General features: G+C 67.5%; 11 protein-coding genes and 1 pseudogene. 2 read left to right on the top strand and 10 right to left on the bottom strand.

Annotation, left to right across the window (positions count from 1 at the left end; translation table 11 throughout):
* Nucleotides 1-121: 121 nt before the first annotated feature.
* The 6 genes from AAEX57_RS11040 to AAEX57_RS11065 form a co-directional block, all read right to left on the bottom strand.
* On the bottom strand, nucleotides 122-547 hold the full coding sequence (locus AAEX57_RS11040; RefSeq protein ID WP_342092133.1) for a heat shock protein transcriptional repressor HspR: 426 nt from the start codon (nucleotides 545-547) through the stop codon (nucleotides 122-124).
* Nucleotides 544-1,716, bottom strand: a complete 1,173-nt coding sequence (gene dnaJ, locus AAEX57_RS11045; RefSeq protein WP_342092132.1) for a molecular chaperone DnaJ — start codon at nucleotides 1,714-1,716, stop codon at nucleotides 544-546. Before dnaJ ends, AAEX57_RS11040 begins: the two co-directional genes overlap by 4 nt.
* Before the next feature lie 22 nt (nucleotides 1,717-1,738).
* Nucleotides 1,739-2,335: a nucleotide exchange factor GrpE gene (locus tag AAEX57_RS11050; RefSeq protein WP_342092131.1), complete on the bottom strand. Its 597-nt coding sequence runs from the start codon at nucleotides 2,333-2,335 to the stop codon at nucleotides 1,739-1,741.
* A 117-nt stretch (nucleotides 2,336-2,452) separates the two neighbouring features.
* Nucleotides 2,453-4,312, bottom strand: a complete 1,860-nt coding sequence (gene dnaK, locus AAEX57_RS11055) for a molecular chaperone DnaK (protein WP_342092130.1) — start codon at nucleotides 4,310-4,312, stop codon at nucleotides 2,453-2,455.
* A 466-nt stretch (nucleotides 4,313-4,778) separates the two neighbouring features.
* Nucleotides 4,779-4,982: a helix-turn-helix domain-containing protein gene (locus tag AAEX57_RS11060; RefSeq protein WP_342092129.1), complete on the bottom strand. Its 204-nt coding sequence runs from the start codon at nucleotides 4,980-4,982 to the stop codon at nucleotides 4,779-4,781.
* 174 nt (nucleotides 4,983-5,156) lie between these two features.
* Complete coding sequence (locus AAEX57_RS11065; RefSeq protein WP_342092128.1) at nucleotides 5,157-6,155, bottom strand: hypothetical protein; 999 nt, start codon at nucleotides 6,153-6,155, stop codon at nucleotides 5,157-5,159.
* A 190-nt stretch (nucleotides 6,156-6,345) separates the two neighbouring features.
* Between AAEX57_RS11065 and AAEX57_RS11070 the strand changes: the two genes are divergently transcribed.
* Nucleotides 6,346-8,013, top strand: coding sequence for a DUF222 domain-containing protein (locus tag AAEX57_RS11070; RefSeq protein WP_342092127.1), 1,668 nt, complete (start codon nucleotides 6,346-6,348; stop codon nucleotides 8,011-8,013).
* A gap of 22 nt (nucleotides 8,014-8,035) precedes the next feature.
* Here AAEX57_RS11070 and AAEX57_RS11075 read toward each other — a convergent pair whose 3' ends face one another.
* A complete protein-coding gene (locus tag AAEX57_RS11075) occupies nucleotides 8,036-9,727 on the bottom strand; it encodes a TIGR03767 family metallophosphoesterase (protein ID WP_446721136.1) in 1,692 nt (563 codons plus the stop codon).
* A gap of 129 nt (nucleotides 9,728-9,856) precedes the next feature.
* Nucleotides 9,857-11,515, bottom strand: a complete 1,659-nt coding sequence (locus tag AAEX57_RS11080) for an ABC-F family ATP-binding cassette domain-containing protein (RefSeq protein WP_342092125.1) — start codon at nucleotides 11,513-11,515, stop codon at nucleotides 9,857-9,859.
* 144 nt (nucleotides 11,516-11,659) lie between these two features.
* Between AAEX57_RS11080 and AAEX57_RS11085 the strand changes: the two genes are divergently transcribed.
* The gene (locus AAEX57_RS11085; RefSeq protein ID WP_342092124.1) at nucleotides 11,660-12,985 is read left to right on the top strand and encodes a Na+/H+ antiporter family protein; all 1,326 of its coding nucleotides are present in this window, start codon (nucleotides 11,660-11,662) and stop codon (nucleotides 12,983-12,985) included.
* Nucleotides 12,986-13,585: 600 nt separating this feature from the next.
* On the opposite strand, the pseudogene AAEX57_RS11090 reads toward AAEX57_RS11085, so the two are convergent.
* Both AAEX57_RS11090 and AAEX57_RS11095 read right to left on the bottom strand, forming a co-directional pair.
* Nucleotides 13,586-13,735, bottom strand: a pseudogene (locus AAEX57_RS11090) (MerR family transcriptional regulator); the annotation flags it as partial.
* The gene (locus tag AAEX57_RS11095) at nucleotides 13,719-14,939 is read right to left on the bottom strand and encodes an MFS transporter (RefSeq protein WP_342092123.1); all 1,221 of its coding nucleotides are present in this window, start codon (nucleotides 14,937-14,939) and stop codon (nucleotides 13,719-13,721) included. The pseudogene AAEX57_RS11090 and the gene AAEX57_RS11095, both read right to left, overlap by 17 nt.
* Between the last annotated feature and the right edge of the window lie 17 nt (nucleotides 14,940-14,956).

Here is a 14,956-nt window from a genome sequence, read left to right on the forward strand (position 1 = left end):
CTCCGCCATCGATCCAACACTTTCCATCCATCAATCGTGTGGGATTATGTGTTCTTCACCCCACAATTGTGAGCTACATTACTCAAAAACGGACATGGATGGTTCGGATGGTCCAAATATTTCATCGCCCGGGCAGCGCCAGCTGGCGGCGCACCACATGCCGCCCCAGGTGCACCGCACCAGAGGTCTCGGCGGTGAAGACCCTCCCACCGGTGGCGGCGCGGGCGGCCCGCGCCTCGTCCAGCAGGGCCTCCATCTCGCTCAGCCGGGTGCGCATCACGTCCAGTTCGTTCTCCAGCTCCAGGATCCGCTGGATGCCGGTGAGGTTGATCCCCTCCTCCTGGCTGAGGTGCTGCACCAGCCGTAGCTTGGCGATGTCCCGCGGCGAGTAGCGCCGGCCACGCCCACGGGAACGACGCGGGCTGACCAGCCCCATCCGGTCATAGCTGCGCAGGGTCTGCGGATGCATGCCGGCCAGGTTGGCCGCGACGCCGATCGTGAAGACGGCGGCGTCGCGATCCACCACCTGCGGGTAGTTCTCGCTCACGACGAGCCTCCGAACATACCGGTTCGCGGGTTGCCTCCGCCCGCCACACGGTCGAACTCCTGTAGGGCTTGCTTGGCCTTGTCATCCAGGTTTTCCGGTACCTGCACCTCGACGCTGACCAGCAGATCCCCCATCGAGCCGTCACGCCGGGCGACGCCCTTGCCGCGCACCCGGAAGGTGCGGCCATTCGGGGTACCGGCGGGGATCCGCAGCTTCACCCGGGAGCCCTTCAGCGTCGGCACCTCGATCTCGGCGCCCAGGGCGGCCTCGGTGAAGGAGACCGGAGCGGTGACCGTCAGGTTGTCGTCCTTGCGGCCGAAGACGGCGTGGGGACGCACGTGCACCAGCACGTACAGGTCACCGTTGGGGCCGCCGTTCTCGCCCGGGGAGCCCTTGCCCTTGATCCGGATCTTCTGGCCGTCGGTGACGCCCGCGGGAATCCGCACCTGCATGGTCTTGGCAGACTTGGCGCGCCCGGAGCCATTGCATACCTCACACGGATCCTTGACCACCAGGCCACGGCCCTTGCAGTCGGTGCAGGTCTCGGTGATGCCGAAGACACCGCCGCTGGTGGAGGTCCGCACCCCGGAGCCCTGGCAGGTCTCGCACACCTCGGGCACGGTGCCGGCCTTCGCGCCGGTGCCGCGACAGGCCGCACAGGCAGCCTCGGAGACCATCTGCACGCCGACGGTGGTGCCGTCGACGGCGTCGGTGAAGCTGATCGTCACGTCGCCCTCGACGTCGGAGCCCCGACGCGCACCGCGATGCGAGCCGCCGCGACGGGGCGCTCCCCCGGCTGCCTGACCGAACAGGTCACCGAAGATGTCACCAAAGCCGCCACCGGCCTGGGCATTGCGGAAGAGATCCTCGACGTTGACGCCGCCGGGAGCGGTGCCGGGCTGGCCGCCGCGCGGGAAGCGGAATCCGCCCCCACCGAAGAGGCTGCGGGCCTCGTCGTACTCCTTGCGCTTCTTGGGGTCGGACAGCACGGAGTTGGCCTCCGAGACGTCCTTGAAGCGCTGCTCCGCCTTGGCATCACCGGGGTGCTGGTCGGGGTGGTTCTCCCGGGCCAGCTTGCGGAAGGCCTTCTTGATCTCCTCGGGCTTGGCGTCCTTGGAGACGCCCAGCACCTTGTAGTAGTCCTTCTCGGCGTAGTCCTTCACGCTCATGGCGTCTCCTCCTTCCCTGTGCTCAGTTCTCGGACTTGGGAGACTCGGCCGCCGGGGCGGCCGGGTCCGGGTCACTCACGGCGACGCGAGCCGGGCGCAGCACCCGGCCATTCATCTGGAAACCGCGCTGCATCACCTGTGAGACGCAGGTGGTGGTGGCACCGGCCAGGGGGATCTGCATCAGCGCGTCGTGCAGGTTGGGGTCGAACTCGTCGCCAACCTCGCCGAAGGGCACCAGACCATGCTTCTCGGCCACCTTGGCGATCTCGTCGGCCACCATCTTGAAGCCGCCGGTCAGTTCGTCGTGCTCGCGGGCCATGTGGATGCCGTCCAGCACCGGCATCAGCTCGCGCACGATGCTCTCGGCGCCGGCTTGCTTGGCGGCCTGCCGGTCACGATCCACCCGACGCTTGTAGTTGACGTATTCCGCCTGCAGTCGCTGCAGGTCAAGGGTGCGCTCGGCCACCAGCGCTTCCAGTTCCGCCTCGCGGGTCACCGGTTCCTCGAGATTGCCCTCGACGGGAGCATCGGCACCGGCCAGGGCCTCGTCGATCTCCTGCCGGGTCTGCGCGCTGAGTTCCTCCGGCTGCTGGGGGTCCTGCGGCTGGTTCTCGCTCATGGTCTCCTCATATCTGCGTGATGATCTTGCTGCGGAATGATCTTGGTTCTTCGGAAGTGCCCGGGACGGGCTCCAGTCTTGCTGGACTTCCGCCCCGGGCCAACCGGAGGAACAAGATCAGTTGTTGTCCTTCTTCTCCTCGTCGACGATCTCCGCGTCCACGACGTCGTCATCCGCGGTGGCGCCGTCGGCAGGAGCCTCACCCTCGGCACCCTCGGCGGGAGCCTCGGACTGCTGCTGGGCCTGGGCGGCGGCGTACATGGCCTGGCCCATGGCCGAAGCCTTGGTGTTCAGGTCATCCATCGCGGCCTTGACCTCGTCGTTGTTGTCGGTGCCCTTCAGGGTCTCCTTCAACTTGTCCAGGGCCTCCTGCACGGGGGCCTTCACATCGTCGGTGATGCTCTCGGCGTTGTCGGCCAGCAGCTTCTCGGTGCGGAAGGCCAGCGCGTCGGCCTCATTTCGCATCTCGACGGCCTCGCGACGCTTCTTGTCCTCCTCGGCGTGCGCCTCGGCGTCCTTCATCATCCGCTCGATGTCGTCCTTGCCCAGGGCGGAGCCGCCGGTCACGGTCATGGACTGCTCCTTGCCGGTGGCCATGTCCTTGGCGTGGACGTGCACGATGCCGTTGGCGTCGATGTCGAACGTGACCTCAACCTGCGGCACGCCACGCGGGGCGGGCATCAGGCCGGTCAGCTCGAAGTTGCCCAGGGACTTGTTGTCCCGGGCGAAGTCACGCTCACCCTGGTAGACCTGGATCATCACCGACGGCTGGTTGTCCTCGGCGGTGGTGAAGACCTCGGAGCGCTTGGTGGGGATGGTGGTGTTGCGCTCGATGATCTTGGTCATCACGCCACCCTTGGTCTCGATGCCGAGGCTCAGCGGGGTGACGTCCAGCAGCAGCACGTCCTTGACCTCACCCTTCAGCACGCCGGCCTGCAGGCTGGCGCCCAGGGCCACGACCTCGTCGGGGTTGACGCCCTTGTTGGGCTCCCTGCCGGCCAGCTCCTTCACCAGATCGGCGACGGCGGGCATACGGGTGGAGCCACCCACCAGGATCACCTGGTCGATCTTGTCCACCGAGGTGTTGGCGTCCTTGATCACGGCATTGAAGGGAACGCGGCAGCGCTCCAGCAGATCCTGGGTCATGCGCTGGAACTCGGAGCGGGTGAGCTTCTCGTCCAGGTGCAGCGGGCCCTCGGCGCCGGCGGTGATGTAGGGCAGGTTGATGCTGGCCTCCTGGGCGGAGGACAGCTCGATCTTGGCACGCTCGGCGGCCTCCTGCAGGCGCTGCTTGGCCATCTTGTCCTGGCTCAGGTCAATGCCGTTCTTGTTCTTGAACTGGGTGACCAGCCAGTCGACGACCCGCTGGTCCCAGTCGTCGCCACCCAGGCGGTTGTCGCCCTTGGTGGCCTTCACCTCGAAGACGCCGTCGGCGATCTCCAGCAGGGAGACATCGAAGGTGCCACCCCCGAGGTCGAAGACCAGGACGGTCTGCTCGTCCTTGTCCAGGCCGTAGGCCAGGGCGGCCGCGGTGGGCTCGTTGATGATGCGATCGACGGTCAGACCCGCGATCTCGCCGGCTTCCTTGGTGGCCTGACGCTCGGCGTCGGAGAAGTAGGCCGGGACGGTGATGACCGCGTTGGTGACGGGCTCACCCAGGTAGGCCTCGGCGTCGCGCTTCAGCTTCTGCAGCACGAAGGCGCTGATCTGCTGCGGCTTGTAGGACTTGTCGTCGACCTTGATGCTCCAGTCGGTGCCCATGTGGCGCTTGACGGAGCGGATGGTGCGATCGACGTTGGTGACGGCCTGGCGCTTGGCAACCTCGCCAACCAGGACCTCGCCGGTCTTCGAGAACGCGACCACCGACGGGGTGGTGCGAGCGCCCTCGGCGTTCGGAATGACAGTGGGGTCGCCGCCCTCAAGGACTGCGACGACGGAGTTGGTGGTGCCGAGGTCGATGCCGACTGCACGTGCCATGGTGATTCCTCCAGGTGTTGATGCAAACAGTTTGTTGCAAACAGTGTTGGTGCTCTTCAGATGTATTCCGGGAGCCGCTGGGCAGCTGCCCGGGAAGCTCTTCGTTGTTCATCAGGCTCGCTTGAGCCTTGCGGACTCAACTCTAGGGCTTGAGTCGACTTCGCTCAAGGGCGAGGTTGAGTTCACTCGACTCAACCATGGTTCACTCAGGGTTATTCCCGAGGAGTTGAGCGCAGTCGGCTCAGTTCTTGTAGGTTCTCGCGGAACTTGTCCGTTTCTCGGTTTCTTGTCACGGGCTTGTCATCGTCCTGGCTTCTTGTCACGTGCCACGCGCGCCATGAGAACACCACGGGTGCCGCCAGTGCTCGCCCTCCAGAGCCGTACGCGGCATCTGGCCAGGGCATCACCGGGTAACAGCCCATGCAGCACGCTCCCCCAACCATCAACCAGCGGCAGATTGGAGGGTTCAGGTCGCTTTGCCGTACTTGCGGTGCATCGCCTGCTTCGTGACCCCGAGCACAGCGCCGATCTCTGCCCAGGAGAGTCCCTCGGTTCGCGCTCGCCGCACCGCGATGACCTCTGCTGAGGCCAGATCCTGACGCTCCCGAGCGATACGCGCCAACTCATCGAGGATGTGCCCTCGATCATCCGAACCGATCACAGTCTTCATCAGTGGCGTTCAAGAGCCTCCGGCGAAAAGCACCACTTTCGGCGTGAGAGTGATGTCATGCACCTCTGGCGCGGCTCTGGACAAGATAGTGAGAAGTCGCCGGCCCGCTCAGTTCATGGACGTCCTAGTCAGCGGACCCGTGACAAGACCCACCAGAACCCAGAGGCTTCTTGGTCAGCTGAAAGAGGTGCGGGCAACCACCTCTGGACGGAAGCCCACGCGCAATCGAGTAGCCGACCCCTTGTCCATGGAGAGCTGCGCCCCGTAGCGCTCCACGACGACGATGGTGCCGTCAATCACAATCAGCGCCGCCGGCCCACTTTGGGAAGCTGCCCAGTCGTGAATCTTGTCGGCCAGATCGGAGGACAGAGCGGCCCGCAGCGCCTCGTCGTCGCTGGGCCAGGCCGCGACATCACCGACCTGCACCGCGTGCAGTTCGGATGAGCCGTCCCCCTCGACGCCGATGGACAGTGTCGCCGTCGAATCGGCGGGAGTCCAGCAGGCGGCGCCATTCTCCGGCGTGGAGCACTTCCAGCCCTTCTTCCCAGCCACTTCCCGCAGCGCCTGACCATTGAGCGCGACGGCCGGCCCAACATCGGCCAGCTTCTTGCCCACCTGCCCGGCCGACTCTCGTACCGCCCGGAAGGTGGGTGAGAAGCGCGCGTCGACGCTGGAGTTGGTCCAGGTGGAGACGGACCAGTCACCGAGCTTGGCCTGATGGTGGGAGCCGGGGCGGCCGCCCGTGAACAAGCCAGCCACATCGAGCCCCGCGCCGGTGGCCCGCTCGAAGGCTTCGGCGACGCGCCGACGGGAGGCATCCCATGGCGACGTGTCCATCCGGCCGCTGTCGTAGGCGGGGACGTCGACGCGGCTGAGCAGTTCGTCCTGCACCTCGACCAGCTCCCCGTCGGGGCCGGCGGTGATCCGGATCTCATGGACGGACGCGTCATCGTGGCCGACGCAGCGGGTCTCGGAGCCGTCCTCGGTAGACCGGGACCGGGCACAGCTGACATTCACCACCGACAGGGCGGTCACCAGCTTGGCGGTGGGAGTGCCGGCCGAATCCGCGGCGACGACCTGGGCCGGCTGCCGGGTGACCTCACCCCGACCGCCGGAGCAGCCGACCAGCAACAGCAGGGCGGCGGCAAGACCGGGTACACGTCGCTTCAACACAGATCGATGCTCCCATGGTGCCGTGCCATCCGCCCTCAGCCCACAATCTGTCAGAGGTGGGTGCTTGACTGGTTCCATGGCGGGTTATGGCCAGCGGGGTTCGAAAAACAATCAGTATAAGGTCTTGTTATGAAGGGCTGTGCGAGGTAGGATTAGAACAGTTCAGCGACGAGTTACGGGGGAGGTCAGAATGAGCACCACACACGCATCACAGCCGGGTGCCGACCTGCCCGTCAGCGCCCTCGCGACGATCGAAGCGCTGCGCGCCGAACGGCACCTGCGCAAGGAATCCGAGGCTCGGGAGTTCCGGTTGATCGCCCATCTTGCTGATCTGCACTCCGAGGTGGATGCTGCGGAGCCGGCGTTGCCCGGGCGGGAACGACTGGTGCAGATCGGTTCGGACGGGACACCGGAGGTTGCCGAAGGCTGCGCCCTTGAACTCGCCGCGGATCTGCATGTCCGGCCGGAGGAGGCCCACCAGCTGATTGCGACCGCGTTGGACTGTCGGCATCGGCTGCCGGAGTTGTGGGGTCTGGTGCAGGGCTTGGAGGTGCCGGTCCACCAGGCCCGCCACATCGCGCACGCCACCCACGAGCTCGACGCGACCCACGCGGGCTTGGTGGATCTCGAACTGTCCCGGCAGATCATCGGCATGAGCTTTCGGCAGGTGAAGAAGCTGACCGCCGCGCTGGTGCTGCGCCAGCTCGACGCCGAACAAGCCGACCAGCGGCGGGCGGATGCGTTGGAGGCGCGGGGTGTGTGGGTGGCGCAGTCCAACCACGGGGTCGCCGACATCGTCGGGGTGGTGGACGCGGCGGATGCGATCCTGCTCGATGCCCAACTCGACCGGATCGCCACCATCCTGGAGACCGGCGGCACGCGGGGTACGCGCAATGCGTTGCGGGCGCGGGCCGTGGGGATCCTGGCCAACCCGCCCCTGGCCACCCAGCTCCTGCAGGTCGACCTGCTCGACCAGCCCCCCACGGGGGAAGAGTTCCAGCAGGTGTGTGCGCGCAATGGTCAGGCGGGGCATGTGTGCGGCACCATCACGGTTGACCCCGACCAGTTACTTCCGAAGGCCCAACTCGTCGTGCACCTGACCGACACCACCCTCGCCACCGGTGAAGGCCTGGTCCGCTGCGACCAGTTGAACCCGCTGCTGGCCGAGTGGTTGCCCGACGTGTTCGGTCATCATCGGTTCACGGTGCGCCCGGTGATCGACCAGAACCACCAAGTACCGAGTGATTCGTATGAGTGCCCGCCCACGATGCGCGAAGCGGTGATCTTGCGCAACCCGTGGGAGGTGTTCCCCTGGTCCACCCGTACCTCACCAGGACTTGATTTGGACCACACGGTTCCGTGGCAGCCCCGAACGAAGGCCCCTCGACAAGCTCGGGGAGCGGCGGCTGGGTCTGCGAGTCCGCCCAGCCCAACCACGACGGCCGAGCCCGTCGAGGCCCCGTCCCTGACCCCTCGACAGGCCCGGGGAGCGGGGGTTGCGTCGGGCGATCAGGCGACCACTTCTGCCCCTCGACAAGCTCGGGGAACGGGGGCTGGGTCTGCGAGCCCGCCCAACCCCACCACGATGGCCGAGCCTGTCGAGGCCTCCCCACCAACCAAGGCGACTGGACAGACTCATCCGGACAACCTCGGGCCCCTGTCCCGCCTCGCCCATCGAGCCAAGACCCACTTCGGTTGGCGCCTGTACCAGCCCCTGCCGGGGATCTTCCTGTGGCAGACCCCTCTTGGCTATCGCTACCTGCGCACGCCGAGCCGCACCCTGGACCTTGGCCGCCCTGACACACCCACCTGGCGCCGCCACGAGGAAACCGTCGAAACAGCCCCCGCGGCGGCCTGACCGCAGCCCAGTGGGTCAGGACTCAGCGCAGCGGGTGGGCCAGCAGCAGCTCGGTGTTGCGATCCTGCGCCTGCCCCAGCAGCGAGAGGTCACGTTCCGGGTCGTTGTAGGCGAATTCCCGGGCCAGTGAGGCCAGCCCCTCCACCGTCGCCGTGTCGTAGTCGGCCTGGTAGGGCGCGCGGGATTCCACCAGCGTCGTGAACAGCGACAGCGTGCCGTCGTGATTGTCGACGAACTCGATCAGCCGGGCGTGCTGCGGGTAGTCGATGTGCGAAGCGGTGTTGATCTCGTAGTAGCTGCGCTTGGGGTCCTTGTGCCGCTGCGGCGTGATCTTGTTGGCGTGGGTGTGGCCGTTGACCCAGGCCAGCACATTCGGGAAGCGCTTGAGCAGGTCCACCAGCTCGAAGCCGGCGTGCCGGATGCCGGTGCCGTCGGCGGGCAGCATCAGGTTGCTCATCGACGTCGACGTGTGGTGGCTGAACAGCACGAAGAGCTGGTCGCTGACCTGCTGCGTGTGCTTGCCACCCACGGCGTCGTAGTAGACCGAGGAACCGGCCCGCAGGGTCTTCAGCAGCCACTTCCACTGCCGATCGTCGATCGAGCCCTCGGTGAAACCCGCGCGATTGGTGGAGTCCATCGAGATGCCGGTGATGCCGGGGGCCAGCTGGAAGGTGTAGTAGCCGGCACCGGATTCCACATTGGCCTGGCTGAAGCCGTGGCCGACCGGGCCCGGGCCGGTGACGTCGTCGGCCAGGTGGGCGGCCATGAATTCCTTCGGCGTGAAGGGTCGGCGACGAGGATCCGGCGTGACCGTGACGGTCAGCGTGCGGGCGGTCGACAGGTCCACCGGGGATCCGCTGGACAGGGCCCGTGCGGCGGCCTGCTGGTCGGTCGGCTCGGCGAAGCCAACCAGCTTCTGGTCACCGGTGTAGGCCTTGGCCAGCGACTTCCACGACGCCGGGAAGGTGCCCTGGATGGAATTGTCGTGGTTGCCGAAGACGGCATACCAAGGCGTCTGCAGGCCGGGCGAGCTGTGGGTGGCCATCACCCGATCGAAGAAACCGTCGATCTGCGGGAAGCCGGCCTGCTTGTACTCGTCGGCGATGCTGCTCTCCGGCGTCCAGTAGGCCTTGTTGTTGCGGGTCTGCACGCCCTCCCAGCGAGCCGGGTCACCGGTGTTCGGGGTGATCTCGCCGCCGGACAGCGTCTTGAGGTACCAGTCCAGCTCGACGACTTCCTGGTTGTCGGTGTTGTCACCGGTGCAAACCACCGCGTCGAAGCGACGGCCGGTCCAAGGCCCCTTGGCCAAGTGGTTGATGGTCTCCACCAACACCGTGTTGCCGCGTGTGACCAACGACTCCTGCGGGCGACAGGAGAAGCCGACCACCTTGCGGAACCACTCGACACGCATCGGCGACTGGGCGTCCATAAAGTGCAGGTCCGTCAGCTGCACCAGGCTGGCCAGCGCGGTGCGCCGATCCTCACGCCCGGGCCTGGGCTGGGCCAGATCGTCGCGCACCACCAGCGGGTAACCGGGGCCGGCACTCAGCCGGGAATAGCCCGTCGCCGCGCCGGAACCCGCCTGCTGCAACGTGGTTCCCGCCGGCTGCGCGCCCCGCGCCTGCGCCTGCGGCGCGTTCAGCAGCGAACTGCCACCGACCGCCAACACCGACAATCCGCTGCCTCGCAGCATGTTTCGCCTGGATACCGCCATGATTGGCCCCCTCACGATGGGGCCAGCCGTGTCCAGCCCGCGTCGATTGACGACGCTATGGACCGTAGGTGACCGTCGAGTGACGCTCAGGTGACCATCGATTTCCGTACTGCTCAGGTGAGATTCACCTCACAACTGGAGGCGCTGACCCGACCAGCGGCAACGCAGCCAGCGGTCATGGCTGGCGACCACGACGGTCCCCGGATAGTGCTCGATCGAGGCCTCCAACTCGGTGGCCAGCTGCAGCGAGAAGTGATTGGTCGGCTCGTCCAGCAGCAGCACCTCGGGCGGGCTGGCCAGCACGCAGGCCAGATCCAACCGCCGTCGTTGACCGACGCTCAACTCGGCCACCGGGCGGTTCTGATCCCGCCCCGCAATCAACCCGAAGGAACCGAGCGGCACCTCGTCGGCCACGGCCTCCCCCACCGCCGCGCGGTAGGCCTGGCTGGCGGTCTGGTCGGCATCGGCGACGGTGGGTTCCTGCGCCAGCAGCGCCACCCGCAGCCGCGACGGCCTGCTCACCGAACCCGACGTGGGCTCCACCAGCCCGGCCAGCGCCGCCAACAGGGTGGACTTGCCGCAGCCATTGGGTCCCTCCACCAGCAACCGGTCTCGGGCACCCAGCGCCAGGCTCGTCGGCGCCAGCCGCCCGGCGACGGACAGGCCGCTGGCCACCAGCGTCGGCCCCGTCGACGCCGAGCCGGAATTGACAGGGTGCGCCGCGGCCAGCCCGCGGAAGATGAGCGGGCGCGGCGGTTTGCGCACCTGCTCGGCTTCCAGCCGCTCCAGATCCTGACGGGCGTCGTTCACCCGTCGGGAAACCACGGTGGCATTGCGATCGGCATAGAACTTCTGTGCCATGCGGGTCTCGCTGCGCGGCTGCCAGTTGGTGTGCCCCACCTGCTGATCCTTGCGGACCCGATCTCGCAGCCGGGAGAGCTCGGCCTGCTCGTTCTGGTACTGCTGCTGCCAGCGTTCCCGCTGATCGGCCCGGGCAGCCAGGTAGTCGGTATAGCTGCCGGTGAACCGAGTCACGCCGCTCACCCCGACGGTGCAATGCTGGCGGAGCGCCGGATCCAGATCAACCAGGCTGGTGATGGTCTCGTCCAGGAAGGCCCGGTCATGGCTGGCCAACAACACCGGGCCCGGCCACTCCTTGACGGTCTGCGAAACCACCGCCGCGGCGGCATCGTCCAGATGGTTGGTGGGCTCGTCCAGCAGCAGGAGTTCGGCGCGCTGCACCAGCACCCACACCAGGCTGAGCCGCGCCACCTGCCCGCCGGAGAGCTCGGCGGCCCGACGATCCGGCGCTAGGCCGGCCAGCCCGAGCCCGTCGATCAGCAGGTGCCAGCGGCGCTCGGCGCCCCAGGCATCAGTGCGTTCCGCCTCGGCGACCGCGTGACCAAAGGCGTCGGCCAGTGCTGCGTCCTGGGGAGAATCGGCCATCGCCTCCCCCAGCCGGGTCACCTCGTCGGCGTGGAAACGCACCGGGCGCAGCGCCTCCCGGGCAATCTGGGCCAGCGTGTGCCCCATGGGGAAGGGCGCCTGCTGGTGGTACAGCGCGTAGCTTGCCGGGGTGACGATCTCACCGGCGTCGGGGCACTCCAGCCCGGCCACCAGCCGCAGCAGGGTGGACTTGCCGGAGCCATTCTCGCCGATCACCGCAGCCCGGTCTCCGGCGGCCACCGAGAAGCCGACATTGGTCAGCACCCGTCGCCCGGCATAGCCCTTGGAGACACCCTCCACCCGCAGATGTGTTCCGGCGGTGGACTGGGGTGCATCGAGCACGGGGCCTCCTGAGGGTGGACGTCGCTCCACCATGCCACCGCCCCGCGACCAGTCGCCAACGATTTTTGGCCCGGATATGGACTCGCGCCGGGCAGGCTCACCGCGGGCGCTAGCGTAGGCACGTTTCCCTCACCTGGAGTTGCCATGAATGCCGTCGTGCTCGCCGTTGTCGTGATGCTTGCCCTGTCCTTCGCCAGGGTGCATGTGGTGATCTCACTGATCATCGGGGCCCTGGTTGGCGGCATCAGCGCCGGCATGGGCATGACCGCCACCATGGAGTCCTTCACCAAGGGCATCGCCAATGGTGCCTCTATCGCCCTGAGCTATGTGATGCTGGGCGCCTTCGCCGTGGCCATCGCCCGCTCGGGCATGCCGCAGGCCTTCGCGTCGTGGGTGATCCGCAAGGCCGGCGCCGGGGACAGCGCCCGCAGCAAGGGCCTCAAGTGGGGCCTGCTGGGTGCCATCCTGGCGGCGGCGATCATGAGCCAGAACCTGGTGCCGATCCACATCGCCTTCGTGCCGCTGCTGATCCCGCCGCTGCTGCTGGTCTTCAACCGTTTCGACGTCGACCGTCGCCTGCTGGCCTGCATCATGACCTTCGGCCTGGTAACCACCTACATGTACCTGCCCTACGGCTTCGGCAATGTCTTCCTCAACGACATTCTGCTGGCCAACATCGACAAGGCCGGGCTCAAGACCGACGGCATCAATGTGATGGCTGCCATGGGCATCCCCGCGCTGGGCATGGTGGCCGGCCTGCTGATCGCGGTCTTCTTCAGCTACCGCAAGCCGCGCCACTACGAGGACCGGGCGATCGAGGGCCAGGGCGACGTGCACCTGGGTGAACCGGTGGGCGCCTACCGGATCGCGGTGGCCCTGCTGGCCGTGCTGCTCTGCCTGGTGGTGCAGATCTGGGCCGATTCCCTGCTGCTCGGTGCGCTGGTGGGCTTCGCGGTCTTCGTCGCCGCCCGGGTGATCAAGTGGAGCGAGGCCGACGCCGTCTTCGACTCCGGGATGAAGATGATGGCGATGATCGGCTTCATCATGATCGCCGCCCAGGGCTTCGCCCAGGTGATGTCCGACACCGGCCAGGTGGATTCACTGGTCAAGGCCAGCGCCGAGGCCTTTGGCGGCTCCAAGCTGATGGGCTCCTTCGTGATGCTCTTCGTGGGCCTGTTGGTGACGATGGGCATCGGCAGCTCCTTCTCCACCCTGCCGATCATCACCACCATCTTCGTGCCGCTCTGCCTGCAGCTGGGCTTCTCACCGTTGGCCACGGTCTCCATCATCGGCACCGCCGGTGCACTGGGTGACGCGGGCTCCCCCGCCAGTGACTCGACGCTGGGCCCGACCTCCGGCCTCAACGTCGACGGCCAGCACGACCACATCCGCGACACCGTGATCCCCACCTTCCTGCACTACAACATCCCGCTGCTGCTGGCCGGCTGGATTGCCTCCATGGTGCTCTGAGGCCACTGCCTCGTCGAGCGCTCGTCGCACCAGGTCCGCCAGCCGACGGTGGGCCGGGGTTCCGTAGCGACGCCGGACATGGGCATCCAGCAGTTGCGCCGCCCGGGGGTCACCACCCCACACGGAGAACCAGTCACCCCACTCGTCAAGGTGCCTGAGGGTCCAGGCAACATTGCGCCGCGCCACCTCATCAACACGAGGATCATCCGGAGGCAAGGATCCGATGGCGAGCACCTCAAGGTAGATGGCGCGATACTCGGAGTCAGTCAGCAGGCGCAGCTGGTCCGCGAGCCATTGTTCAGTCGCCTGGGGGTAGAGCAGGTGGGTGAGTTGCCAGACCTCGCGATCGGTGGCCACCTGCTGCTCGTCGAGCCCCATTGCCTCCAGCTCCGCGACCAGCCTCGCCAGGGCCGCGGGTTCGCGGGAGTCCTCACCGGCCCGAACGCGGGCCAACCGGTGACGGGTCCGCCGTACGGCCTGCTCCTTCTCGCACAGCTGGGCGTCGATCCCGGCCATCAGGGCGTCGCGCTCCTCCGGAGGGGCGTCCAGCACCTCGGGAATCCGACGCAACGGCACCCCCGCGTCGGCCAGGGTCGAGATCCGGCGCAGCATCACCAGGGCGCCGGCATCGTAGCGACGGTGGCCCAACTCGTCACGAACGGGCTCGGGGAGCAGGCCCAGCTGGTGGTAGTGCCGGACTGCACGAACGCTCACCCCCGCATACTGGCCCACCTCACTGATCGTCAGCACGAACCAGCCACCCCCTCAGCGCGGGCGACAGACAGGCCCACAGGGCAACCGGCGCCCAGGCGATGGCCAGCGCCCAACCACCCACCCGCAGCGGATGGCCCGCGAGCAGGACGGCCATCAGGCCCAGGCCGACGGGGCTGGCCAACGCACCCAGCGAGGTGAGCAGGCCGAAGATCCGGCCGCGGAGCCGTTCGGGGACGTGTTCGGTGAGCAGCACGGCGACGATCGGCCCCTGCACCCCCTGACCGACACCGGCCAGCAGCATTCCCACCGCGGGCAGCCAGAAGCCGACCAGCGGCGCGATGGTGATGAAGGAGGCCAGGAAGAGCAGGTTGCCCACCACCCAGGCCACCAGCCGTCGCCTCTTCAGCAGCGACGCGTAGACGCCGCCGCCGATGATGGTGCCCACGGCGAAGGCGCTGAGCGAGGCGCCCAGCCGGTCCGGTTGGGACATCGACTGGAAGTGGGCGGGCAGCAGCACCGCCAGCAGCGGGGCCACCAGCAACATGGAGAAGCCATTGAGCAGGATCAACAGGCTCAGCGGCCTGGAGGCGCGGACCGTACCCAGGGCCCCCAGCGGATTCTCCTCCTCGGTGGGCGCTTCCGGCAGGGGCAGCAGCGGCATCGCGGCGATGAACAGTGCCGCCAGCGCGGAGCAGGCCGCGGTGATCCAGACCACCTGGATGGCGGGCAGCACGGTCAGCAGCAGACCCGCGATGGCGGGGCCCAGCAGGAAGGACAGCCCGAAGATGCCCTGCCGGAACCCGGCGATGGCATCCAGGCTCCGCCCGGAGGTGTGTGCGACATTGGCCATCAGGGTCTCCCGGGCGGTCATCCCGGGCAGGTCGAACAGGGCGCCGGTGATGCCCAGGATGATGAACCAGGTCAGGTCCAGCCCCGTGAGCCGGTCCACGACGGCCAGGGCAGCCACCGCCAGGGCAGAACCGATGTCCGAGAGCACGCTCATGCGGCGGCGTCCGAAGCGGTCGATCAGGTGCCCGCCGGCCAACGCCGCAACGGCCGAGGGGATCGCACTGACCGCCGCCACCGTGCCCGCCAGAGACGGATTGCCGGTGCGCTCCAGCACCAGCCACGGCAGGACGATGTTGATTGCGGAGTTGCCGAACAGGCTGGTGGCGCTGGCCGCCAGATAGAGCGGCAGGGTGAACCGACTGGTGCGTGCCGGGGCGGCGTCGATGCTCATGGCACCAGTCTGACCCC

The organism is Luteococcus sp. H91 (assembly GCF_038433135.1).
Lineage (GTDB): Bacteria > Actinomycetota > Actinomycetes > Propionibacteriales > Propionibacteriaceae > Luteococcus.